The 24,818-nt window shown below is 61.8% G+C and carries 19 protein-coding genes and 1 pseudogene; 7 read left to right on the forward strand and 13 right to left on the reverse strand.

The window, feature by feature from the left end:
* Positions 1–25: 25 nt before the first annotated feature.
* A complete protein-coding gene (locus tag ACIPL2_RS09510; RefSeq protein ID WP_401355350.1) occupies positions 26–1,276 on the forward strand; it encodes a LysR family transcriptional regulator in 1,251 nt (416 codons plus the stop codon).
* Positions 1,277–1,291: 15 nt separating this feature from the next.
* Here ACIPL2_RS09510 and ACIPL2_RS09515 read toward each other — a convergent pair whose 3' ends face one another.
* The 4 genes and pseudogenes from ACIPL2_RS09515 to ACIPL2_RS09530 all read right to left on the reverse strand — a co-directional run bounded on the left by ACIPL2_RS09515 (position 1,292) and on the right by ACIPL2_RS09530 (position 6,085).
* Positions 1,292–2,539 carry an OprD family porin gene (locus ACIPL2_RS09515; RefSeq protein WP_401355352.1) on the reverse strand — a complete coding sequence of 416 codons (1,248 nt, stop codon included), beginning with the start codon at positions 2,537–2,539 and terminating at the stop codon, positions 1,292–1,294.
* A gap of 123 nt (positions 2,540–2,662) precedes the next feature.
* Positions 2,663–3,924 (reverse strand): annotated as a pseudogene (locus ACIPL2_RS09520) (gallate dioxygenase).
* Between the two features lie 26 nt (positions 3,925–3,950).
* Entirely contained in the window at positions 3,951–5,288 is a 1,338-nt protein-coding gene (locus ACIPL2_RS09525) for an MFS transporter (RefSeq protein ID WP_401355355.1), read from the reverse strand.
* A 344-nt stretch (positions 5,289–5,632) separates the two neighbouring features.
* Positions 5,633–6,085 carry an Lrp/AsnC family transcriptional regulator gene (locus tag ACIPL2_RS09530; protein WP_401355357.1) on the reverse strand — a complete coding sequence of 151 codons (453 nt, stop codon included), beginning with the start codon at positions 6,083–6,085 and terminating at the stop codon, positions 5,633–5,635.
* 151 nt (positions 6,086–6,236) lie between these two features.
* On the opposite strand from ACIPL2_RS09530, the gene ACIPL2_RS09535 reads away from it, so the two are divergent.
* Entirely contained in the window at positions 6,237–6,857 is a 621-nt protein-coding gene (locus ACIPL2_RS09535; protein WP_401355360.1) for a LysE family translocator, read from the forward strand.
* A gap of 59 nt (positions 6,858–6,916) precedes the next feature.
* On the opposite strand, the gene ACIPL2_RS09540 is transcribed toward ACIPL2_RS09535, so the two are convergent.
* The 9 genes from ACIPL2_RS09540 to ACIPL2_RS09580 all read right to left on the reverse strand — a co-directional run bounded on the left by ACIPL2_RS09540 (position 6,917) and on the right by ACIPL2_RS09580 (position 19,419).
* Positions 6,917–9,397, reverse strand: a complete 2,481-nt coding sequence (locus ACIPL2_RS09540; protein ID WP_401355364.1) for an RND family transporter — start codon at positions 9,395–9,397, stop codon at positions 6,917–6,919.
* A 31-nt stretch (positions 9,398–9,428) separates the two neighbouring features.
* Positions 9,429–10,505: a WD40/YVTN/BNR-like repeat-containing protein gene (locus ACIPL2_RS09545; protein ID WP_401355366.1), complete on the reverse strand. Its 1,077-nt coding sequence runs from the start codon at positions 10,503–10,505 to the stop codon at positions 9,429–9,431.
* A 199-nt stretch (positions 10,506–10,704) separates the two neighbouring features.
* Positions 10,705–12,063 (reverse strand): DUF1329 domain-containing protein, encoded by a 1,359-nt coding sequence (locus tag ACIPL2_RS09550; RefSeq protein ID WP_401355368.1) that lies wholly within the window; start codon positions 12,061–12,063, stop codon positions 10,705–10,707.
* Positions 12,064–12,100: 37 nt separating this feature from the next.
* Positions 12,101–13,939, reverse strand: coding sequence for a DUF1302 domain-containing protein (locus tag ACIPL2_RS09555; RefSeq protein WP_401355371.1), 1,839 nt, complete (start codon positions 13,937–13,939; stop codon positions 12,101–12,103).
* A gap of 3 nt (positions 13,940–13,942) precedes the next feature.
* Complete coding sequence (locus tag ACIPL2_RS09560) at positions 13,943–15,217, reverse strand: spinster family MFS transporter (RefSeq protein ID WP_401355374.1); 1,275 nt, start codon at positions 15,215–15,217, stop codon at positions 13,943–13,945.
* Between the two features lie 61 nt (positions 15,218–15,278).
* Positions 15,279–16,859 (reverse strand): acyl-CoA carboxylase subunit beta, encoded by a 1,581-nt coding sequence (locus ACIPL2_RS09565; RefSeq protein WP_401355377.1) that lies wholly within the window; start codon positions 16,857–16,859, stop codon positions 15,279–15,281.
* Positions 16,856–18,415 (reverse strand): class I adenylate-forming enzyme family protein, encoded by a 1,560-nt coding sequence (locus tag ACIPL2_RS09570; RefSeq protein WP_401355380.1) that lies wholly within the window; start codon positions 18,413–18,415, stop codon positions 16,856–16,858. The genes ACIPL2_RS09565 and ACIPL2_RS09570 overlap by 4 nt, the downstream gene beginning before the upstream one ends.
* Positions 18,416–18,478: 63 nt before the next feature.
* Positions 18,479–19,189: a GntR family transcriptional regulator gene (locus tag ACIPL2_RS09575; protein WP_082377799.1), complete on the reverse strand. Its 711-nt coding sequence runs from the start codon at positions 19,187–19,189 to the stop codon at positions 18,479–18,481.
* A gap of 5 nt (positions 19,190–19,194) precedes the next feature.
* The gene (locus tag ACIPL2_RS09580; RefSeq protein ID WP_401355384.1) at positions 19,195–19,419 is read right to left on the reverse strand and encodes an acetyl-CoA carboxylase biotin carboxyl carrier protein subunit; all 225 of its coding nucleotides are present in this window, start codon (positions 19,417–19,419) and stop codon (positions 19,195–19,197) included.
* A 196-nt stretch (positions 19,420–19,615) separates the two neighbouring features.
* Here ACIPL2_RS09580 and ACIPL2_RS09585 point away from each other — a divergent pair, with 196 nt between their 5' ends.
* The 5 genes from ACIPL2_RS09585 to ACIPL2_RS09605 are packed head-to-tail and all read left to right on the forward strand — an operon-like array spanning position 19,616 to position 24,813.
* Positions 19,616–20,083, forward strand: coding sequence for an acetyl-CoA carboxylase biotin carboxyl carrier protein (locus ACIPL2_RS09585; RefSeq protein WP_401355387.1), 468 nt, complete (start codon positions 19,616–19,618; stop codon positions 20,081–20,083).
* Positions 20,083–21,492: an acetyl-CoA carboxylase biotin carboxylase subunit gene (accC, locus tag ACIPL2_RS09590; RefSeq protein WP_401355390.1), complete on the forward strand. Its 1,410-nt coding sequence runs from the start codon at positions 20,083–20,085 to the stop codon at positions 21,490–21,492. The genes ACIPL2_RS09585 and accC overlap by 1 nt, the downstream gene beginning before the upstream one ends.
* Complete coding sequence (locus ACIPL2_RS09595; protein ID WP_401355391.1) at positions 21,489–22,886, forward strand: hypothetical protein; 1,398 nt, start codon at positions 21,489–21,491, stop codon at positions 22,884–22,886. The genes accC and ACIPL2_RS09595 overlap by 4 nt, the downstream gene beginning before the upstream one ends.
* Before the next feature lie 3 nt (positions 22,887–22,889).
* On the forward strand, positions 22,890–24,389 hold the full coding sequence (locus ACIPL2_RS09600; RefSeq protein WP_401355393.1) for a hypothetical protein: 1,500 nt from the start codon (positions 22,890–22,892) through the stop codon (positions 24,387–24,389).
* A gap of 7 nt (positions 24,390–24,396) precedes the next feature.
* Positions 24,397–24,813 (forward strand): Zn-ribbon domain-containing OB-fold protein, encoded by a 417-nt coding sequence (locus tag ACIPL2_RS09605; RefSeq protein ID WP_401355395.1) that lies wholly within the window; start codon positions 24,397–24,399, stop codon positions 24,811–24,813.
* Positions 24,814–24,818: the final 5 nt, after the last annotated feature.

Here is a 24,818-nt window from a genome sequence, read left to right on the forward strand (position 1 = left end):
AACGCGGACCTGCCGAGCATGCCCCATGGAACCCAATGAACTGCCCAGTCTGATGCACGTGCGAGCCTTCGTCCGGGTGGCCGATCACGGAAGTGTTTCCAAGGCCTCCGTGGCGCTGTTCCGCGCGCAGTCCGTGGTGACCCGGGCGATCTCCGAACTGGAAGAACGGCTGGATGTGCACCTGTTCGAACGCCACGCCAACGGCATGCGCCTGACCGACTTTGGCGAGCGTTTGTTGCCCCGGGCACGCCGTGTGCTGGCCGAACTGGACACAGTGCCGAAGTTGTTGAACGGTGGCGACAGGCAAGCGATCGAGCCTCTGTATCTGTTTCAGGCCCGGCGCCTGCAAGTGTTCGTCAAACTCTGCGAAACCCACCACATGCAAACCGTGGCCAGCCTGCTGCGCCTGAGTCAGCCCGCCGTCAGCTCGACCCTGAAGGTGCTGGAAAACGGTTGCGGGAAAACCCTGTTCGAGCGCACGCCAAGAGGGTTGCAACCGACCCCGGCCAGCCACGACATCCTGTTCCCGATCCGCCGCGCACTGAACGAATTGCGCCATCTCGACACCGACATCACCGCCATTCGCGGTGCCTTGCAGGGTGTGGTGCATATCGGCGCCCTGCCCTTGGGCCGCACGCGAATTTTGCCCGAGGCGATTGTGCGGCTGATGGACGAGCATCCGGGCATTCAAGTGATTACCAACGAGAGCCCGTTCGACCTGTTGGCCACCGAGTTGCGGGCCGGTGATGTCGACTTCATTTTCGGTGCATTGCGGTCGGTGACGTATGCCAGCGATCTGCTCGGCGAGTCGCTCCTGACCGAAGAAATGGTGGTGCTGGCGCGACGTGATCATCCGCTCTGCAAAAACACCGATCTGCAGGATGAACTCGCTCGTGCCCGCTGGGTGCTGCCTCGCGCGGGGTCGCCGGCCCGTCAGATGCTCGACGACTGCTTTACCGACTTCGGCATCGCCGTGCCTCGGCCCGTGGTGGAAAGTGGCGACCTGGCGATCATCCGCGGATTGCTGTTGCGCTCGAGCATGCTCGCTGCGGTGTCCGCCCATCAACTGGAACAGGAAATTGCCAGCGGCGAATTGTGCATTTTGCCGCTGGAGTTGAAGCAGACCACCCGCGCTATCGGCCTGACTTATCGAAACGGCTGCCTGCATTCGCCGGTAGCGCAGGCGTTGATGGACATGATTCGTCAGGTGATCCGCGAGCAGGCAGGTTCCCAGGCCAGCCAGACAGTTGCTGTGCGACAGCCCATTAACGGGTGATCACCACGTCCGGCCTCAGAGCACACGCAACGGATAGCTGATGATCAAGCGGTTTTCATCGAACTCGTTACTGCTGTAATCGCGACGGATACTGGAGTTGCGCAGCCTCAGGTTGAGGTTCTTCAACGCCCCGCTTTGCACCGTGTACGCCAGCTCGGATTCGCGCCCCCACTCCTTGCCGTCGCTGACGGTGCTCGTGTGCACGTTGTCACCGCTGATGTAGCGGTTCATCAGGGTCAGGCCGGGGACACCGAGCGCGACGAAGTTGTAGTCGTGGCGCAGTTGCCAGGATTTCTCCCGGGCGTTGTCGTAGCTGTTGTTGAAGCTGTCGTTGGCCAAGGTGCCGCCGCTGGTGCCGTTGACGCGCATCCACGCATCGTCGCCGCTGAGTTTTTGCAGGCCGACGTAGAAGGTATGGCCGCCGTAACGGGCCGAGAGCAACGCCGAAAACGTCCGATTATCCAGGTCACCGGCGCGGGCGCTGCCGTCTTCGCGGCCCCAGAAGTAGCCAAGATTGGCGCCCAGGGTCCAGAGCCCCAGCGGTTGGCTGTGGACCAGTTGCAGGTATTGCTGCTGATAAATGTCCTTCAGTTCGGCATTCCACACGCCGATCATCGTGCGTTTTTCGTTGAAGCTGTATTCGCCGCCGACAAAGTTGAAACGGTCGGAGGTGAACGCCGTCTTGCCCTGCATGAACATGTCTTCCATGCTCGAATCGTTGCGCGGGCTGTTTTGGCGGAACTGGCCGCCGTACAGGCTCAGGCCGTCGATATCCTGCGAAGTGACCTGCCCGCCGCGAAAGGTCTGCGGCAATGAACGGCCATCATCGGAACGCAGGATCGGCAGCACCGGCATCCAGTCACCGACCTTGATTTCGGTTTTCCCGACTTTCATTTTACCGGCCACCTCCAGCCGACCGAAGTCATCGGCGGGTCGGCCATCGCCATCCATGGGCAGTAGTTGCGTACCACCGGTGCCTTTGCCGCCGTCGAGCTTGACCGAGTACAGCCCCAACACATCCACGCCGAAACCGACCACGCCCTGAGTGAAACCCGACCGGGCGTCGAGGATAAAACTCTGCGTCCACTCCTCGGCCTTGCTTTGCGGGTAGGCCGGATTGGTGAAATTGCGGTTGAGATAGAAATTGCGCAGGTTCAGGTTAGTGCTGGCGTCGTCGAGAAAACCGCCAGCCAGGGCCTCCAGCGGCAGCCCGCCAGCGATGACCAGCGTGAACACGACGCGACGATTAGCGGTGATTTTCATTGTTATTGTTATCCGTTTTTTGGCTGAAGAAATCCGCTGCGCCCGGATGCACCGAGCGCAGTGAGGTCATTCAAAGGTGTCGCGAAAGCGGCCCGGAACGCGCCGCCGAAGATTATCGAAGCGTTAGCGCGGCGCTTTGCCTGCCACCGAATAGAGCACCTGCTGGTTTCGGGTTTTCATGAATTCTTCCAGGCTTTGCCCACGCATCGCCGCGTAGACCTGCAGGTTGGGAACCCCCACTACGGCGGCGAGTTTTTCCAGCACGAAGAAAATGGCGCCGTAATGGATCAACCCGCGCCAGTCGCGCCGTCGCAGCAGGTCCCGCTCCTCTTCACTCAATCCGCCTTCTTCGAACAACGCTTCAGGGGCATCGAGAAAGCGCTGGCGCCAGTCAGGCTCGATCATGCGGTGCAGAAATTTGTTCAGCCGATAGCCCTTGGCGCTGCGTTCGAGGGTGAACGGATAGGTGCCTTGCAGCTTTTCGATACCGGCCAGCTGGTGCTGCATGTGTTGCAGATGGCGCGCATTGACCTCGGCGGGAACCGGTCGGTCCTGATTCTCGAGCAGCAGCGTGGCGATGCCGGTCATCGACGGCAGGTAGTAGTCCTGATGCAGGTTTTTTACCGTGGCGGACAACGCACCGCGCATGATCAGCCAGGTGATCACCTCGGAACCTTCCAGCCCACCGAGGGTGGCGAATTCCGCCAGGGTCATTTCTGTCAGGCGTACCGGGTCGTTCACCAGCAGATCAATGAACTGCTCATCCCACTGCGGATTGTTGAAACCGCAACGCTCGCCATGCACCTGGTGAGACACACCCCCCGTCGCGACGATGGCCACCTTCAGGTCCTCGGGGTAACTCTCGATGGCACGGCGCAACGCGAGGCCCAACTTGTAGCAACGCAACGCGCTGGGCACCGGAACTGCAACACGCCCACCTGCAGCGGCACGATCTCTACCGGCCAGTCGGGCTCGCAAGGCAACAGCGCCGACATCGGCGAAAAGAAGCCGTGGTCCAGCGGTTTGTCGCGGAAGAAACTCATGTCGAATTCATCGGCCATCAGGCTCTCGCCGATGTGCCGCGACAGCGCCGCGTGCCCACCAATGCCCGGCAGTTCGCGCGGATTGCCGCCCTCGTCGGCAACGTCGTAGAACTCATCGACGCCGAGCGAGAACGCGCCATAGTGGTCGAAGAAAAACGAGGTCACATGGTCATTGAAAATGTAGAACAACACATCTGGTTGCTGCTCTTTCAGCCAAACCTTGATCGGCTCGAAGCCTTGGAAAATCGGCGCCCAGGCAGCCTCATTCTGTTTATCGTGATCGACGGCAAAGCCGATGGTGGGGGTATGAGAGACAGCGAGGCCACCGATGATGCGTGCCATAAGGAGTTCCTTTTGTACGAAGAGAATTATTGCGCCACCAGGGCCTGATTCACTCGGCGTCGTGCGTGACCGTTGGCCAGGATCGCCAGTGCCGCGATGAATGCCGGCACGCTCAGCAGGGCGAACAGCAACGGCAGACCCAGCCCGAGGCTCAGCACCGCACCGCCGATCAATGAACCAAAGATAGCCCCGAAGCGACCGATACCCAGCATCCAGCTCACACCGGTGGCACGGAAATCGGTTGGGTAATAACCCGGTGCAAACGCGTTGAGACCGGTCTGCGCCCCGCTCATGCAGAACCCCGCCGCGACGACGCCGAACGCCAACAGGCTCGACTCCAGGCTGAATGCCCCCAGCAGCAGGATGAAGGCGCCACCCAACGCATAGGACGTGGCGATAACGGCATTCGGATTACGTCGGTCCATCGCCCAGCCGACCACGATCGCACCGACCGTACCGCCGATCTGAAACAGGCCGGTGATGGTCGCGGCGCGTTCGATTGACAGACCCCCTTCACGCAACAGCGTCGGCATCCAGCCCATCGTCAGGTAGATCACCAGCAGGCCCATGAAGTAGGTCAGCCACAGCGCCAGCGTGCCGAAGCGGTAGCGTTCGGTGAACAACATGCGCAGCGGGGCTTTTTGCTGGGCCTGAGGCTCGGTCATGATGAATCGGGTGGCGGCGGTAAAGGTCCCGCCCAGCTTATTCAGCACCTTGGCGATCTGGCTGGCGGACGCATTGCGAGCGGCCAGGAAACGCGCCGATTCAGGCAACAGCCACCACATGAAAGGCAGCAGCATCAGCGGCAGAATCCCGCCAGCGAGCAGCACCGATTGCCAGCCGTGACTTGGAATCAACCAAGCGGCGAGAAAACCGCCCAGCCCCGAGCCCATGTTGAACCCGGTGAACATGATCGTGATAAACAGCGAACGATTGCGCTCCGGCAGGTATTCGGAAAGCAATGTGGTGGTATTGGGCAATGCCGCGCCCAGTGCGACGCCAGTCAACAGGCGCAGGGCCGCCAGCTCGTAAGGGTTGCGGGCGAATGCACACGCCAGGCTCAACACACTGAACCCGGTCACGGCAATCAGCAGGACCTTCTTGCGCCCTAGCCGGTCGGCGTAAGGGCCGGCAGTCAAGGCGCCGATGGCCAGACCGACCATGCCGGCGCTCATCACCGGGCCAAACGCCGCTTTGGACAGCCCCCACGCCTGAATCAGCGAAGGGGCGATAAACCCCATCACGGCAACGTCAAAGCCATCGAAAAGAACAATGAAAAAACACAACGCCATAATCAGCCACTGATACCGGGCAACCGGCCGGTTGTCGATCCACGCCTTGATATCGACCGCTTCGTTACTCATGCTTTCACCTTCTTATTGTTGTGGAAATTGCGACAGGCTCGGGACCGACGCGCCTCTGCCGAGGCCACCACCGTCGAACGCTGGGCGTGACTCTAAAGCCGCACGTGCCTGCGCCGCCTCTGGGAAATGCAAAAGCAGGTATCGGTTTTTCTTATGGGGATGAAACTGAGAGGGGGAATCGGGCGTGGCAGAGCGCTCGACCGTTGCAGTCTTGTCGAGGCAGATTTGAGCTGCTTATGGAGGGACAACGGCCTGCTGGAACGTTCATCAACATGAGAAGCAAGAAGCGGTCACGGCCGCTTCACTTTAAACAACCGCCTACAGCCAGCGACTTACGCCTGCTATCACAAGGGCAACGGTCGGTCCTGAACCACCCGTTTCATGACCAGCGTCGAGGTCAGCCGTTGCACGTTGGGTAACGTCGAAAGGCTCTCATCGTATAGCCGCTGAAACGCCGGCAGGTCCTGGGTGATCACGTGCAGCAGGTAGTCCGGCTCGCCAAACAAACGCTGGGCATCGACCACCTGGGGGATGTCGACCAGCGCGGTCTCGAACGCTTCGACCGCTTGCCTGTTTCCCTCGCGAAGCGTGGCAAACACCATGGCTGAGAAGTTCAGGCCGAGAGCGCCGGGGTCCAGTTGTGCGCGATACCCCAGCAACACACCTGACTCCTCCAACGCCCGAACTCGCCGATGGCAAGGAGACAGGCTCAGGCCCACGCGCTCGGCAAGCTCGGTGACGGACAGGCGACCGTCCTTTTGCAGCTCAGCAAGAATCTTGCGATCAATCCTGTCCATATAGAAAATTCTCCCCGCCAGCAGCGCTCGGCTGATTAACTTTGAAAGCAAATTCTATCAACATTTCATTATTCTTCCTCCCTGCAATCACGACCAGGCGCCGCTCACGACCGATGCGGCGGCGGCTTTTGATTCAAGGAGCGGTAGTACCATGACTTTCAGTGTTTTCGTTGCATTCTGGGCAGTATCGATGCTGTTCATCATCACGCCCGGCGCCGATTGGGCCTACGCGATCTCGGCGGGCTTAAAGCATCGCGTCGTCCTGCCTGCCGTGGGCGGGCTGTTATCCGGCCATTTGATTGCCACGCTGATTGTTGCCGGTGGTGTTGGCACGCTGGTCGCCAATCACCCTGTGGCCTTGTCGGCGCTTACGGTTGCCGGCGCGGGCTACCTGCTGTGGTTGGGCGCCAACCTGCTTGCCCGCCCCTCTACGCCCCACGCTGATGAGGGCCAGGCGTCAGGCTCATGGAAGCGCTGGGCGTTCAAGGGGCTTTGCGTCAGCGGGCTGAATCCGAAAGTGTTCCTGTTGTTTCTGGCGCTCTTGCCTCAATTTGCCGACGCGACCGCTCCCTGGCCAGTGCCGATGCAGATGATTGCGCTTGGCCTCGTGCACACCGTCAGCTGTGGCGTGATCTATCTGCTGGTTGGATTTGGCTCCCAAGTGGTGCTTCGGGCGCGCCCTGTCGCCGCTCTCCGGGTCAGCCGTTTCTCTGGTGCAGCCATGATCATTATTGCGCTGGTGCTGCTGGTTGAGAATTATCGGAACCTGTAGGCGCTGGCGCAGCCTGCCTACGCGGTGTGCCTGGCACACCGCGTACGCGTTACGGCGGCTTAACCGACGGGCATCAAGCTCATCGCCGCTTTTTTCTTGCCCACGACATGATGGGTGCGCAGCAGGAAATGCGACAACGCCGGGATCAGGATCAGCGCCCCGAGCATGTTCCACAGGAACATGAAGGTCAGCAGGATGCCCATGTCCGCCTGGAACTTGATCGGCGACCAGACCCAGCACACCACACCCGCCGCCAGGGTAATCCCTACCAACCCCACCACCCGACCGGTGAACGACACGGCGTTGCGATAGGCCTGCGTCAACGACAAACCCTGACGCTGGTATTGCAGCTGCACGCTGAGCAAGTACAGCGCGTAATCCACGCCGATACCGACCCCAAGCGCGATCACCGGCAGCGTTGCCACTTTCACGCCAATCCCCATGACCACCATCAACGCTTCGCAGAGGATTGAAGTCAGCACCAGCGGCAACAGCGCCACCAACGTCGCACGCCAGCTGCGGAAGGTAATCAAACAAAACAGCGTCACCGCCGCGTAGACGTACAGCAGCATGGTGCGATTGGCCTCGCGCACCACGATGTTGGTCGCGGCCTCGATCCCGGCGGAACCGGCCGCCAGCAGAAACCGGCGATCATCGGTGCTGTTGTCCCGGGCGAACCTGTCGGCGATGGCCACCACGGCGTCGAGGGTTTCGGCCTTGTGGTCCTTGAGGAAAGCGATCACCGGCATCACCGAGCAATCGGTATTGAACAGTTCCGGGGAGTTGACCGAGGCTTGCTGCGCGGCATAGTTCAGCACGTTCTGGTTGCGCTGGATGCTGTTGAGCTTGGGATTGCCTTCGTAGGTTCCGGCAGTGATCTGCCGCACCGCATTGACCAGCGACGCGGTGGCCTGCACCCCGGGATATTGTTGCAGCTCCCAGGCCAGCCGGTCAGCGAGGATCAACGTTCGGTAGCTCAGGCAACCTTCCGCCGGGGTCTTGATCATCACCGCGAACAGGTCGCTGGACAGCGCGTAATGCTGGGTGATGTAGGCGTTGTCACGGTTGTAGCGCGAGTCGGCCCGCAACTCCGGGGCACCGCTGTCGAGGTCGCCGATTTTCAGGTGCAGGCTGATCATGAAGCCGCCGGCGCCGAGCAAGGCGGCGACCAGGACGGCGGCGGTGGCCCACTTCGCGGTGGTGAAGCGATCAAGCCAGTCCCACAGTTTGCCAAAGCCTTTATGCGCAGCCGTCCGCGTGTCGATTTTCAGGGCGCGCTCGGCGGCTTTGGCGCCGACGCCGACATACGACAGCGCCACCGGCATCAGCAACAGCGAGGTGAAGATCAGCACCGCGACACCGATGCTGGCGGTGATCGCCAGGTCCTGGATCACCGGGATGTCGATCAGCATCAGCACCGCGAAGCCCACCGCGTCGGCCAGCAGCGCGGTGACGCCGGCAATGAACAGACGGCGGAAGGTGTAGCGCGCGGCGATCAGCTTGTGGGTGCCACGGGCGATGTCCTGCATGATGCCGTTCATCTTCTGCGCCGCGTGAGACACGCCGATGGCAAAAATCAGGAACGGCACCAGCACCGAATACGGATCGATGGCATAGCCCAGCCACGCAACGATCCCCAGTTGCCAGACCACTGCAATCAGCGAACAGCCGACCACCAGCAACGTGCTGCGTACACAGCGGGTGTAGGCGTAAATGATCAGCAGCGAAGTGATCACGGCCAGGCCAAAGAACATCATCACCTGGATCAGGCCATCGATCAGGTCGCCCATCAATTTGGCGAAACCGATCACCCGGACCTTGTACTGGCCCTTGCCCTCCTCCCCGGCCTTGCGTGCGGCGCTGCTACCGGCGTATTCGATCTTGTCGCGCAACTGCTCTTCGAGCATCCGCGAAAATTGATGGTAATTAATGCTCTGGCCCGTGGCCGAGGCTTTGTCCAGCAGCGGCACGATCAGCATGCTCGACTTGAAATCACTGGCGACCACACTGCCAACGATGCCGGCGCGGGTGATGTTCTGCCGCAGCTGTTCGATGTCCGATGGCGAGCCCTGGTAACCGTCGGGCATCACCGGGCCGCCTTGAAAGCCTTCCTCGGTGACTTCGGTCCAGCGCACGGCGGGCGTCCACAGCGACTTCATCCAGGCACGATCAACGCCGTCAGTGAGGAACAGTTCGTCATTGACCTGCTTGAGTACGCTCAAATACTCGGGGTCGAAGATGTCGCCCTGAGTGTTTTCCACCACCACCCGCACCGAGTTGCCCAGACCACGCAACGAGGCGCGGTTCTCGAGGAAGTTCTGGATGTACGGTTGGCTCTGCGGGATCATTTTTTCGAAGCTGGGGCGCAACTCCAGACGGGTCGCCGCCATAAAACCGAGCACCAGCGTGGCCAGCGTCATCAGCACGATGAACAGCGGGCGGTAGTTGAACACCAGCCGTTCCAGCCGGTTGCCGGAGCGCCGATCAAAGTCGCGCAGATCGCGGATCACCGGCATGTTGTCTTGCTTGGTAGGGGCCATGTCTGAGTACTCGCTCTTATTATTCTGGCGCTTATTCGTTGAGAAGCGCACGGGCACCGCGACTGCCGACCACGATCAGCGAACCATCGCTGGCCAGGGCGGCACCGGCCACCGGTGACGGGTTTTGTTGCGGCATCAGATGCAACCGGGCGTTGTCGGCCTGATCGACCAGCATGTGCCCCGCCTGGGTGAACAAACGGTAGTGACCTTGGGCATCAATCGCGGCGGCGGTGACGCTGACTTGCAGGCCGCTATCGAATGGCGTCCAGCTCGACCCGCCATCCGTGCTGCGCAGCACGTTGCCACGCAAGCCATAGACGACGACTTCGCCCGGCTTGCCGACCACCCCGAAAAAACTGCCCTGATACGGCGTAGTCAGGGCGGCGAAGCGCTGTTGCGCGTCGTCCCATTTCAGCACCAGGCCTTGCTCGCCGACGATGTACAGCGCATCGCCGGTCGAGGCGATGGCGTTCAAGTGAAAGTTCTGCGGGTTGTCGGTACGGTCCTGGAACGGCGTCCAGCTCTGGCCGCCGTCCTCGGTACGCAGGATCAGGTTGAACACGCCGACCACGTAACCGAGCTTGTCGTTGGCGAACCAGACGTCGAGCAAGGGTTTGTCGGCGCCCTCCTCGACCAGCCGCTGACCTTCGGCGACCCGCAGCGGCCATTGTTCGTTGGCCGGCTGGGCCTTCGCCAGCGCCGTGTAATGCTTGACCAGCAGCGCGCCGATCTCGCGGCCGTCCAGTTGTTTTTTCCAGCTCACGCCGGCGTCGCTGCTGTGCAGAATCACGCCGTCGTTGCCGACCGCCCAGCCTTGCTCGCGGGAAGCAAAGTACACCGCGCTCAGGTCGCTGCTGACCGGTACGTTCGCCTGCTGCCATTGCTGGCCGTAATCATCGGAATAAAGGATATGCCCGCGCTGCCCGACCGCGACCAGGCGCTGCCCGGCATTGGCGACGTCCAGCAAAGGGCTGCGCACGGCCAACGCGCTGGGCTTGGCGGGCAGGTCCAGCACATCGACGTAATCGGACGCCTGGGTGATGCCCTGCGACAGGCCGAGCACAACGCCAAACGCCAGCTGCAGAATATTATTTTTATACGAACACATACTGCGTCCTCTTCGGAAAGCCGCGTCGAGGCACACTTGCGTGTGCCTGACGTGCAGGTCATGCCGCTGTAGGAGCGAGCTTGCTCGCGATGGTCGTGAATGATTACGCGTGCTGTCTGAATGCCCGCGTCGCCCTCTTGTCCATCGCGAGCAAGCTCGCTCCTACAGTGGATCGTGCGAGCGTTTGCTAGCGGTTGGCTTAGCGAACGCCGTTACCGGCCAGCGCGTCCGGCGACCACTGCGCCTTGGAGAGCGGCGCGATGTACTTGATGCCGCCGTAGGCGCCCGACAGACCGTTGATGTTGTACGTCCCGCCCACCAGGTCATAGATCACGTGCGGCGTGGTGTTGGGCGTGGTCACGTCATAGCTTTGCGAGAGGAAGCTGAAAGAACCGCGATACAACTGGCCGCGCGCATCGTACTGGTCGGAGGCCAGAGCGACCCAGCTGTCTTCATCCAGATAGAAGCGGCGCTTGGCGTAGACATGACGGGCGCCGGCCTTGAGCGTGCCTTCCACCACCCACACCCGATGCTTCTCCCAACGCACGTATTGCGGCGCCAGGTGATTCGGTGTGGTCAGGGCTTTCGGATCCTTGATATAGCTCAGCGCATAGGTGTTGTACGGGACGATCATTTCCTGTTTGCCGACCAGCTTCCAGTCGTAGCGATCCAGTGCACCGTTGAACACGTAGACGTCGTCATAGGTGCCGGAACCGGCGGTGCCCGGGTTTGGCGTGTCGTAAGCCAGGGTCGGTGCCAGTTTCACCCGGCGTTGGCCCGGCAGGTACTGCCAGGCACGACGCTCCTGCACCAGCGGGTTGGCCGCGTCCTTGAGCATGATCGCTTCGCCCGCACGGCGCGCAGGACCGGTGTAGAACAGGCGGGTCTGGAAGTAAGTGTCCTTGCCATCGATGACCTTGCTTGGGTCTTCGAAGATCGGGAACGAGTTGACAATCTCACCACTGGTGGCCAGGTTTTGCGCGCCCGAAGAGTCGACGTTCCACGAGTCATACTTGGTCGAATAAGCGACGCCCTGATAGCGCAGCAGGTGGTTCCACATGGCTTCGGCACCCGACTGCGGAATCGGAAACGGCACGCCAGGCAAGACGTTTTCGATCGCGTTGCCACCTTCCAGCGACTTGGCGCCGGTGGCGTTTTTCAAGGTGTTATCCAGCACGCTTTGCGGCAGTGCCACGCTGCGGTGCGTCGGGTAGACCTCAACGCGGAAACTCGGAAAACGCTTGGCCAGTTCGACGGTGACAGCGGTCAGTTGGTCCTTGTACTGGGCGACGTTCTTGGCGTCGATCACCAGCAATGGTTTTTCGCTGGCGTAAGGGTCCGGGCGGAAGGTATCACCGGCCTTGAAACCTGCAGGCAGGCTGGTCAGCCCACCGGTGTAGGCCGGAATGGAACCATCGGCATTGGCGGCTTTTTCGGCGCCCACAGCGGTCAGGTTACTGCCCAATTTGGCAGCGTCTGCGGCCGGTACGGCGGCCTGGACCAGGCCGGCGAAGGTCAGCGCCAGGGAGGCGCTCAACAGCGTGTGCATGCATTTCATTTTGTCGTTCTCCTGATTGTTTTTAAGCAATCGCGAATCAGAAAGTTGTCTTGAAAGTGGCCGTCACCATGCCGCGATCCTTGAGCTGGGCCGGAGTACCGCCGAAAGCGGTGGTTTGTCCTGGGGTGCAGTTGTATTGCCCGTTAGCGCCCGGTGCGGCGCCCTCTCCGGGATTGCCAGCACTGCCTGGCGAATGGCAGGTATCGAATGGACCGAAGTTGTCCACGTACTTGAGGTCGAAGCGGTATTGGTTGCGTATGTCGAAGCCGACGCCGACCGAGTAGCTGCCAGCGTCTTCGTTGCCGCCCAACTGCACGGCGGAGGTGCCATTGAGGCCGACGTTGTAGGTCATCGGCAGGTACATATCGACGCCGGGGAACACCTGGTACCAGGTCGGGTTGAAGTTGACGCCGATGATGTAGTTGTCCTTGGTGACCTTGTCGGTCCCGTGGTACCAGTCCTCGCCCTTGAACAGCTGCTTGTTGTCGGTGACCTTGAGCCAGCGGCTGTAGCCAACCTCGACCAGCAACGAGGAACTGTCCCAGAGCGGCGTGTCGCCAAAGGTGGTCAGGCCGTTGAGCACCGCATGCACGGTGTTGCCGCGTGCCACGCCGTCTTCGCCATTGAAGCTGCCGATGAAGCCTGGTACGCCGGCGGCTGCGGCAGCCGGGCTGAGGGTGGCCGCAACACTGGCCAGCGGCATGTTTTCCCGGTAGTTGAGGTCGAACCCGACACTGACATCGCCGACGCTTTTCGACAGGCTGATGCCGTAGATATCGATGTCATCGACATAGAACTGGTTGTAGCTGCCGATGTTGCCGGAGATCAGCTGCGCCGGGCCAACGGCGGTCGGTTGCAGCACCAGGTTCGGCAGGATGTCGGAGGTCTTGCGGTAGTAGACGCCGAGGGTGCCGTCCAGCCATTCCGGGCTCCACTTGGCCATCAGGCCGAAGTCGCCGTGCTTGTCGGGGGTGAAGGTATGGCCATTGCTCAGGCGCAGGTATTGATTGGCACCGATCGCGCCAGGCGCACCGAAGAACGGATTGACGCCACCGATCAGCGACAGGTTGTGCCCGCCATTCTGGATGCCGTCGTTGAAGCCCAGATACGTCCCGGATTCCGGCAGGCGCGAGGCATCCCAATCGAGGAAGTACTGCGCGCCGAGGGTCAGTTCCGGGTTGACCGTGAAGCTCACGGACAGTTGGTTGCGCGGGATGAACAATTCCTTGGCTTCAGTGCCCGGCACCGCCAGCGCCTTGGAAATGTCCAGGCCGGACTGGCCGTAGCTGTTGCCGTGGGCAAACGCCAGGACACTCTCGCCCCAGTACTGGGTGTGCTTGCCGAGCTTGGCGCTGAGGATCGATTCATCGCCGACTTCGGTACTGCCGAAGACAAAGGCGTCGAGGATTTCCGCCGACGGGCCGTTGTAGTAGCGATCGGCGTAACCGCTGATATGGCGTGAGTCCGGCACCCCGTGATTGAGCTGGTTGGTCGCCGCATTGTCGCTACCGACAGTGTCATAGGCGTGGTCGTACCAGCTGTTGGCGCTGACGCGAAAACCGGCCTTCTTCTGGTAGTTCACATCCAGTTCGGAAAGCACATCCAGACGTTGGGACACCGCACTGCCCGAAGAGAAGTTGCGGTTACCATCATTGTTGTTCCAGGCATTCGCCAACTTGCTGTTAGGGCTTTCAACCCGCTGGGCATAGTTGAACTTGAAGGTGTTGTCGAAACGCACCGCCCAGTCTTCATTGCCGGTATTGATTTCAAAGGCATGCGCCGCTGGCAGCGCCGCGACGAACAGTGCCGAGGCCAACAGCGCCGGCTCCCATACACTCACACCCGACTGAAACTGAATGACGGCGGACCTGGACATACGCTAAACCTTGATTCCCATGGCCGGCATCGCACGCGTGCTTTCACGCTTGATACGCGCCGCCACATAAAAGAAAAACCCACCCAGCACCAGCGCAAGGATGTCGCTGACCAGCAACACATGGGTCAGCGGCGAGTCCACACCGGCCGCCGTCAACGCATCACTGAGCCAGCCCACGACAAATGTGCCGAGCGCCACCGAAAACAGGTTCAGCAGGAGCATCGAGCAGCCCATCACCGTCGAACGCATGCGCACCGGGACGGCGCCCTGAATCGCGGTGGTCGCGGAACCGTAAAGCGACATCAACATGAAGATCCCGACCGCCATGCCGACGTAGAACAACGGCGAGTCGGTTGGCACTAGGCGATAAGCGACCATGAACGGCGCGCACACCAGCATCAGCAACACCAGCACACTGGCGTGGCCGCCCTTGAAACGCGGAGCCAGGCGGTCACTCAAAACACCGCCGGCCAGTGCGCCCAACGAGCCGAAAACAATCTGCATGACGCCCATGGTCGTGGCGATCGTCGCCGGGTCCATGCCTCGCTCGCGGGCAATCCACAGTTGCGCGAACGAAATGCCCGGATAGACCAGATGCGCCAGCACAAAACCGGCCACGGTGTAGCGCACCACACGGTTGCTGCGCAGTTCAGCGAACACCGCGGCCATCTGCGTCTTCAGCGGGGTTCCGCGCTCCTGCGCCGCGTGGTGGCTGCGCTTGTCACTCATCAGCAGCAACGGCAGGCCGATGACGATCCCGGCAATCCCCAGCACATGGAACGTGGTGCGCCAGCCGTGAGCGGCGCCGAGCGTGCCGGCCAACAAAAAGCTGCAACCAATGCCCAACGGAATGCTCAGGTAGAACAGCCCCATTGCCGTGCCCCGGCGCTTTTCCGAGAACAGCTCCATCAACAACGCCGTCGCGGCAGGCACCAACGCCGCTTCACCGGTGGCCACCAGAAAACGCGCCGCAACCATTTGTTCGAAGGTCTGCACGTAGCCTGAGGCAATCGTGCAAACGCTCCAGATCAGCATGCCGGCGCCGATCACCCGTGGCCGGCTGTGTCGATCGGCCAGCGCGCCGAGAAACACCGCCATCACGCCGTAGCTCAGCACCCAGACCGCGCCGACCAGAAAGCCGTACTGCGCGTTATTGATCGCCAGCTCGCCGGTGATTTGCGGCGCGAAACCCAACAGAATATTGCGGTCCACCTGGGCCAACAGGTGAATCACCATCAGCGTTGCCAACACGGCGCAAGGACTCTTTTTCCAGAACATCGTCTGTACCTTTGAGTTGTTGTTATGAAGGTAAGGCCGGATGCCGCTCGTCCTGCCAGGACTAGCGCATGGTCCGCCGCTTCGGCCCAAGGGAAAGTGCAGTGAGGCGATACGCGTCACCCACCCAGTTGCACAGCAGCGGACGGGTACTGTCCGGCTCGATCACGTCGATCACGCCAAAGCGCTCGGCCGTCCGCAGCGGTGAAGCCAGGGCCTGGTAATGGGCCTCGATCTCCTTGCGCCGCGCCAGCGGATCATCCGCTGCAGCGATTTCCTGCTTATAGGCGGCCGCGACACCGCCCTCGATCGGGATCGAGCCCCACTGCGCCGAAGGCCAGGCAAACCGGTGCGGCAAAGCGGTGCCCGTCGGGCCATGCCACGGGCTGACCATCGCACCGGCGAGGCCAACGCAGCGGCGCAGCACGATGGTGATCACCGGCACGCTCGCTTGCTCGATGGCGTGCACCGCCTGCATGGCCGCCACCAGCGTGCCTTGCATCTCGGCTTCCTGGCCGGTCATCACGCCGGGCTGGTCGACGAGGTAGATGATCGGCAAGTGAAAGGTGTCGCACAGGTCGATGAAGCGCGTTTGCTTGAGTGCCGCCGCGCGGGTCAGCGCGCCGCCGCCGACGCGCGGGTTGTTGCAAATAATGCCCACCGAGTAGCCATTGAGACGGGCAAACGCGGTGATGGTCGACGCGCCGAAATCCGGGGACATCTCGAACAGGCTGTCTTTGTCGACCAGCGACTTGATGATTTTGTGCGGGTTGAAAATCTTCCGTCGATCATGCGGAATCGCATCGTTGAGCCACGCATCGCGGCGACCGGGCGTGTCGATCGACATCACGCGCGGTGGCTGCTCCCAGACATTGCCCGGCAGGTACGACAAGAAGCGCTTGGCCAACTCCAGCGCCTCGGCGTCGGAGTTGGCGGCAAGATTGATCATGCCGCTGTGCCGGTGCACCTGGTCGTAACCGCCGAGGTCGTTCTTGTCTATATCGATGCCGAACGCCTGCTTGACCACGGGTGGGCCGGCGGCAAAGACCTGGCTCTGGCCACGCACCATGATCGACAAATGCGAGGCGGCGACCCGCAGCGCACCGAGTCCCGCGCAGGCACCGTGAGCAATGCCGACGACCGGCACGGCACCCAACAGATTGGTGATCGGCAGCAACGCATAACCCGGAATCTTGGTGTGACCGAGCTTGTCGAGCAGCTTCACACTGCCGCCCGCGCTGTCGATCATCCGGATGATCGGCAGCTTGTATTCCCAGGCATAGCGATCGGCGTAGATCCACTTTTCAGCGACCGCCGCCTCCGATGAACCACCACGAATGGTGTAATCATCCGCCGCGACCACGGTGCGTCGCTGCTCGATCGTGCCCACGCCCACCACCGCCGTACTTGGCGTGGCGGAGGAGATCTGGCCCTCGGCCGTGTATTTCACGGCACCGGCCAGGATGCCGAATTCCTCGAAGCTTTCGCCATCCAGCAGGTGACCGATGCGCTCACGCGCCGTGAGCTTGCCCTGGGCATGATGCTTTTCCACCGCTTCCGGGCCACCCAATGCATAGGCAACTTCGCGGCGAGCGCGGATGTCGGCGAGTTCCAGGGACCATTCAGGGGCAACAGGCGTGCTCATGACGATTTCCTCTGCAAGCGCGCGAGGTAGTCATCGCGCAGAATGTTTTTCACCACCTTGCCGGCGTTGTTGCGCGGCAGGGCGTCGACGAACTCAATCAGGCGCGGCTTCTTGTAGCCGGCGATCAGTGCCGAGCAATGCTTACCGAGTGCTTCGCCGTCGAGCGTGGCGCCTTCGCGCCGGACCACGAACGCGGCGATCCGCTCACCCCACTCCGCATCGGGCAAGCCCAGCACCGCAACTTCGAGCACGTGCGGATGGCTTTCCAGCGCATCCTCGACTTCCCGCGCGTAGACGTTGAAGCCGCCGGAAATGATCATGTCCTTGTTGCGCCCGACGATATAAAGGAAGCCCTGCTCATCGATGTAGCCAAGATCGCCGGAGTAGTACCAGCCTTCACGAATCACCTCGGCTTCGAGATCGGGACGGCGCCAGAAAGACACTTCACCGATCCCGACACTCTCGATGGCGATTTCGCCGATCTCACCGGCAGGCAGCGCCTCGCCATCGATATTGCGCACGCTGATCACCACGTTGGCGGTCGGCTTGCCGCAGGAACGCAGCACGCCGTCCTCTGCGTGTTCGTGCGGATAGAGCACCGCCAACGGCTGCACCGCTTCGGTCATTCCGTACTGCTGGCGCATTACCGGACCGAAGCGCGCGATGGCTCGGCGAATCAGGTCGACCGAGGTCGGCGCGGTCCCGTAATGGATGCACTTGAGCGACGACAGATCGGCTTCGACGCCGCTGTCGAGGGTGTCGAGCAAGCGCGTGAGCATGGTTGGCACGCACATCATTTGCGTGATGCGATGGCGCTCGATGTGCAGCAGCGTCTCGACAGGCTCGAACTTCTCCAGGATCACGTTGCGCGCACCGCGCAAGTAGCACGGCAACAGGTGCACGCCAGCGGCATGGGTCAAGGGGCCGACGTGCAACATCGCGTCCGTCACGCCAAGGCTGTATTCCATGGCGTAGAAATGGTTGGTCAGGCGTTCGTACCAGCGCTTGACGGTGTAGGTGACGCCCTTGGGTTTGCCGGTCGTGCCCGAGGTATAGGCAATACGCAGCAACGCCTGCGGCGACACCTGGACATTCGGCGCAGTGGCCGGCATCGAGCCGAGCAGTTGCCGATAATCCAACACCCGCGGGGCCTGCCAATCCAGCGCCAGGACATGGCGCAGACTCGGGACTCGATCAAGCACACCCAAGCCGATCTCACGGAATTCCGGCCCGACCACCAGCAGGCTCGCCCCCGAGTCGTCGAGGATCGCCATCTGCTCGGCCAAGGTGTGCCGGGCGTTCAGGGCGACGTAGACCAGACCGGCCTTTTCGGCCGCGAAGACGCTTTCGATCGCTTCCGGTGAATTGTTGAGCAGCACGGCGATGCGCTCCCCGACCTGCATTCCAAGGGAAATCAGGGCGTGGGCCAGGCGATTACTGCCGGCCTCAACCTCGTCATACGTCAGGCCGTTGTCGCCGAAGATCAGGGCGGTGCGGCCACGGTGTTGCCGGGCTGCCCAACTGAGCATGAGTCCTGCGGTGCGTTTTTTTGTCATGATGTTTTGTCTTATTGTCGACAATTTGACACAGCACTCGGGAGTGTTGTGCCCCCGTGTGGATTATTCCAGATGATTCAATGCGGCTTGATGGGATGCGTTGATCAGCTCGACCATCAGGTTCCCGGCGACCGTGCTGCTGTTTTGCCGGAGTGCTTCGACCAGCTCGCGCCAATAGACGGCGGACGCCTGGCGACGCTCCGGCGAACGCAAGCCCAACCGGGTGTAGCGTGCGGTCTGGATACCCAGCGCGCCCATGAGTTCTGCCAGCTGCTTGTTACCACAGGACTGGAACAGCAACGTGCTCAAGCGATAACTACCCTGGGCATATTCATCCAGTGCATCCGCTTGCGCCGCGATCAGCTCAAGCCGGGTAACGATGGCATCCATTTGATTGACCACAGACGCATCAAGATCAACCAGGTACTTGGCCAGCAAACCGGCCAGCACCGCGCGGATCTCGAACAGGTTGTCGATTTCCTGCTTGCTCAATGAAGTCACATGCGCGCCACGTTGCGGCACGATGGTCACGACGCCGACCTTCTCGAGAATGCGCAGGGCTTCACGGATCGGACCACGGCTGACCTGGAAGTGGTCGGCCAGTTCCTGCTCACGCACGGAATCACCCGGCCCGTATTCACCGCGCAGAATCGCCAGCGTAATGCTCTCGGCAATTTGCTCCGGCATCGTCAGCACGCGCTGGCGACCGGCCCGCATCACACCTATTGCACTGCCGCCCTTGGCGGCCGACGCCGAACCTGCATTCATTGACATAGACTTCAATCGCACTCCATCAGCAAAACATCCTGGCCATCTTTGACCACGTCGCCCTCGGCAATGAGGACGCTCACTATTCGACCCGATTCCAGTGCCATCAACGGGATTTCCATTTTCATGGACTCCATGATGATCAACGTCTGATCTTCTTCAACGGCATCGCCTTCACGCACATGGATCTGCCATACCGTGCCAGCGACATCCGATTTAACCGCGATTGTACTCATTCTCGCCCCCTCCAAAACACAACTGTTTTCTTAAATCGCCGGGCCTTTGGCCGCTGCGGACTACGCTTTTTCTATCAAGTACCGCGCAATCGCCCTGGGTGATGGTCAGCACATTACTAGATTGTACGATTGTTGACAATCCTACGTTTCGATGTTTTTATCCGTCCAGGCAATTCGAACAACAAGAGGCCGAGGCATGTCGCTCACACACAAAGAAGCACGAAGAATCCTGGAGATACTCGATCACACGACGCACCTGGATTTCCTTGAAGTCCGCGTCGGTGACACCACGCTGACGGCGAGCAAGTCAGGCCCGATCCAGCGGTCTGAGCCTGTTCAAGGGCGTGCCGCACCCGCACCGGCCGCGCCGTCGCAACCCGCCGTGACCGCCACCCGCGAACCTGAAATCGCCGACGGTCAGGTCGCTGTGCGAGCGACCATGATGGGCACCTTCTATCGCAAACCCAGTCCGGACCAACCGTCCTTTGTCGAAGAAAACACCCTGGTGGAAACGGGCACGCCGCTGTGCCTGGTCGAGGCCATGAAACTCTTCAACACCCTCGCCTCCCCGGTGAAAGGCCGCGTGGTACGGATCGTCGCCCAGGACCTGCAGATGGTTCAGCGTGACCAGCTATTGATGATTATTGAACCGGAGGCACGCTGATGAGCAGCATTCCCGTGGCAACCCGCGACATTCGCCGGGTACTGATCGCCAACCGTGGCGAAATCGCCGTGCGCATCGTGCGCGCCTGCAAAACCCTGGGCATTGAGTCGGTGGCTGCCGTCTCTGAAGCCGACATCGACAGCCTGGCCGCCCGCCTCGCCGACCAGTACGTGATCATCGGTCCACCGCCCGCCGCGCAAAGCTATCTGTGCGCCGATCTGCTGGTGCGCACCGCCCTGGAACACCGTTGCGACGCCATCCATCCAGGTTATGGCTTCCTTTCCGAGCGCTCGCATTTCGCCCAGGCCTGTGAAGACGCCGGCATCGTGTTCATCGGCCCCTCGGCTGAAATCATCGATTCGATGGGTGACAAAATCACCGCCGTCGGTCTCGCCGAAAAAGCCGAAGTGCCCCGTGTACCAGGCTCGGACGCCGTGGCCGATGCCGACACCGCGCGCACCATTGCCAGCGCAATCGGCTACCCGGTGCTGTTCAAGGCAACGGCCGGTGGTGGCGGGCGCGGCATGCGCATCGTGCGCAGCGATGACGAAGCCGAGGCGGCGTTCCGCTCGGCTTCGTCGGAAGCGCAAGCGGCCTTTGGTGACCCAACCCTGTACGTCGAGAAGTTCATCGAACTGGCACGCCATATCGAAATCCAGATCATGGGCGACCGCCACGGCAACGTGGTGCACCTGGGCGAGCGCGAATGTTCGACGCAACGCCGTCACCAGAAGCTGATCGAAGAAGCGCCCTCTCCCAGCCTCGCCGCGCATACCCGTGAGCACATGGGTGAGTGCGCCGTACGTCTGGCGAAAAATGTCGGCTACTTCGGCGCGGGTACGATCGAGTTCGTGGTCGATGACCGTGACGGCACGTTCTACTTTCTGGAAATGAACACGCGTATCCAGGTCGAGCACCCGGTGACGGAAATGATCACCGGCTTCGACTTGGTCGCCGAGCAGATTCGCATCGCGGCGGGCCTGCCGTTGTCGTTCAGTCAGGCTGACGTGAAGTTGACCGGCCATGCGATTGAATGCCGGATCAATGCCGAAGACCCGGATCGCAATTTCCTCCCGAGTCCGGGACTGGTCAGCGAATGGCTGCCACCCAAAGGCAAAGGCGTCCGCGTCGATACCCACTGCTACAGCGGCGCCACCGTTCCACCTTTTTATGACTCCCTGCTCGCCAAGTTGATCGTGCATGCACCGACGCGCAGCGAGGCGATCGTGCTGATGCGCAAGGCGCTGGAGGACATGAAAGTCGTGGGCCTGTCGACCACGGCCAGCTTCCACCATGCCGTGCTCGATCATCCGGACTTCGTCGCTGGCCTCGTTACTACACGCTGGGTTGAAGACGTCTTCGTACCGGCTCGCAAGCAGGCTTTGAAACAAGCCAAGGAGCGCGCATGAGCATGACAACAGTGGTCGATGTCAGCCTGAGCGACGGTCAGACCGCCGTCTGGGGCGGTGCCGCCAGTACCGCGATGCTGCTGGGCACGATGAACGCGCTTGGGCACGCTCGGCTGGGGGCCATCGAAGTCTTGAGCCCCGCCGTGATCGCGCAATGCATCAGCCGTGATGAAAACCCGTTGCAACGGATCGCCGCGTTGCGCGAACGCGCCAATGGCACGCCGTTGCGCGCCACCGTCAACCTGCTGCCCGCCCATGGCCATCTCGATGTGCTCGCCGGCGAAGCGCTGGACACCTGGTTGCGACTGCTGGCGAAGGCCGGCATCAGCGAGGTCGTTCTGATTGATCCGCTGCTGGATCTTTCGCGCCTGGGCAACGCCGTGCAGAAAGCGCAAGCCAACGGCTTGACGGTCATCGCCGCCCTGCCCTACGTGGACGATCCCGAGCATTGCGACGCGTATTATTCGGCGTGTGCCGCACGGCTGGTCCTGACCGTCGCACAGCGCATCATGCTGCGCGATGAGGCCGGCCTGCTGCATGTCGACCGCCTGCCCGGATTGCTCTCGGCCCTGCGCAGCGGCATTGATGGCAAACCGCTGGACCTGCACACACGCTGCCACACCGGACTCGGCCCGCAAGTGGCGCTGGAGGCGATTCGCCTCGGCATCGACCGTCTCGATGCCGCGCTGCCCGGTGTCGCCAACGGCGCATCGACGCCTTCGCTGGCCTTGTTGATTCGCTCGGCGGCGTTGCTCGAACTACCGCTGCAATCACTGGATCAGGACCGTATCAAAGAAGCCCAGGCGCAGCTCGCTGCCGTCGCGGATCAGGAAGGGTTTGCCGAGAGCCAGCCGTGGGCTTTCGACCTGGCCCCGTACGAACATCAGTTGCCTGGGGAAATCGCCGCTGAAGCCCTGCACGCGTTGCGCGAACGCGGGCGCCTGGCCGACCTGTTCGAGTTTGCCCGCGAGTGCACGCGCATTCGCCAGGAGCTCGGCCACCCGCCGATGCTGCCACCTTTCGCCCAGGCGATTGCGCGACAGGCACTTGAACATCTCGATGGCGGCCCACGTTTTGCGACGTTGCAGCCCGCGCTGCGGCACTGGTTGCAAGGCTGCTACGGTCCGATCGACACCTCGTTGACCCGCGTGCAACAACGCATCGGCGCTGTCGCCCACCCGGGTCGCCCAGCCAGTTTGCCCGCCGCTGAAGAAGCGCTGGCGGCGTTGGTCTGCGGTTGCCCTGCGCTGCCACCGTTGCAACCGCTTCACTATGAAGTCCGCACCCCCGAACAGGCCCTGACCCACGGGCTGCTGCAACGCTGGCCCGCCTACACCGTATTGAGTGTCACAGGCCCCGGTCTGTCCATCCATCTCGAACACAGCAAGGGGTGACATGTGCTGAATCAACTACGCGAAACAGTGAACGCGCAATTCAACCGCACCGGCAAACGTCGCCGTATCCAGCTGGTCGATGCCACCCTGCGCGATGCGCACCAGTGCCTGTGGGCCACGCGCATGCGCACCGAGCACATGCTGCCGATGGCCGAACGCCTGGATGCCTTGGGATTTGATGCGATAGAAGCCATTGCGCTGGTGCAGTTCGACGCCAGTGTGCTGTTCCTCAATCAAAGCCCGCTGGAGCGGTTACGCCTGCTGTCCGAGCGCATCCGCCGCACGCCGCTGCGTGGCATCGTGCGCAGTAACATGCTGCGCAGCTTCTACCCCGAGCCGGACGATTTGAGCGAGCTGTACGTCGAACGCCTGGTGGCCAACGGTGCGCGGGATATCGGCTTTCTCGACTCCCTGCACTGCTGGGACAACCTGGTGCCGGCGATCACCACCGCCAAACGACTGGGCGCCACAACCACCCTCGCGATGATTTACAACCTGGCGCCGGGCTACGACGCCGCGTTTTACGCCGCCAAGGCCCGCGAGGCCATCGAGCGCTTCGACATCGACGCCTTTGCCTTCGGCGACGCCGGCGGCAGCCTGACGGTGGAACAGGTGCGCAGCATTGTGCCGGCGATCAAGTCGGTGATCGGCGATCGGCCGCTGGAAGTGCTCACCCATTGCCTGAACGCGACCGGCTCGCTGGTGGCCATCGAAGCCGCGGTGCACGGTGCCGACCGGCTGCTGTGCTCGATCGATCCACTGGCCAACGGCAATGCCGGGCCATCGGCACAGATGCTCGCGCGCAACCTGCGCGAGATCGGTTTCGAGGTCGATTTCGATGACCGCGCGGCTGACGAAGTCGGTGACTACCTCGCCGGAATCGCCGAAGAGAACGGCTTCCCCGTGGGTGTCCCGGCGGAATACGACCCAGCGCACTTCGTCACCCAGTACGCCGGCGGCGCGATTACCAATCTGCAATCGCAACTGCAGTTGGCGGGCATTGCCGACAAGCTGCCAGTCGTGCTCGAAGAAATCGCGCGCATCCGCGTGGAACTGGGCTCGCCCGTCATGGCCACGCCGTTCCCCGCGATGATCGCGGCGCAAGCGGTGATGAACGTACTCAGCGGCGAGCGTTACAAGGTGGTGCCGGATGAAGTGAAAAAGTACGTGTGCGGCTATTTCGGCGCCCTGCCACTGCCGGTCGATCCCGACGTCAAGGATCGCGTACTGGCCAACGGGTCGCGTGAGATCGCGATTGAACCCCCGGTGCTGGCGCCCAGGGTGCCTGAACTGCGTCGCCGCTATCCCGGCCTGTCGGATGATGAACTGCTGCTGCGGGCCATGTATGGCGACGAAAAAATCACCGGGCTGGTGCCGACGGTGATCGACGATACGTTCAGTGTGCGACGTCCATTGCACGAACTGATCGCCGGTCTGGCCAGGCTTCCGTCAGAGCGTCATGTGCACATCGCCATGGCCGGTTTTGAATTGCGTACTCGCTGAGGCTGCCATGTCGACTCCCCTCTCTGCACGCCCACTGCCGCAACCCACCGCCGAGACGGCCGCCTATTGGGCGGCCGCTCAGGAGCAACGTCTGGTGATCCAGCGTTGCGCCAGCTGTGGCCACTGCCAGTTTTACCCACGGGCGTTCTGCACCGAATGCCTGTCCGACGGCATCGAATGGATCAATGCCAGCGGTCGCGGGCGCATCTACACCTACACGGTCTGCCGGATCGCGCCTTCGCCGGCCTTCGAGTTGCGGCTGCCGTATGTCGTTGCGCTGATCGACCTCGATGAAGGCGTTCGCCTGGTGGCGAACCTCCTCGATGTCGACCTTGAGCGCGTCGTGATCGGCGCCGCCGTCAGCGTCTGTTTCGAAACCGTCAGCGAAACCTGCACGCTGCCCCAGTTCACTCTTTTGGATTAGCCGCC

Source organism: Pseudomonas sp. NPDC086251 (genome assembly GCF_044746405.1).
Lineage (GTDB): Bacteria > Pseudomonadota > Gammaproteobacteria > Pseudomonadales > Pseudomonadaceae > Aquipseudomonas.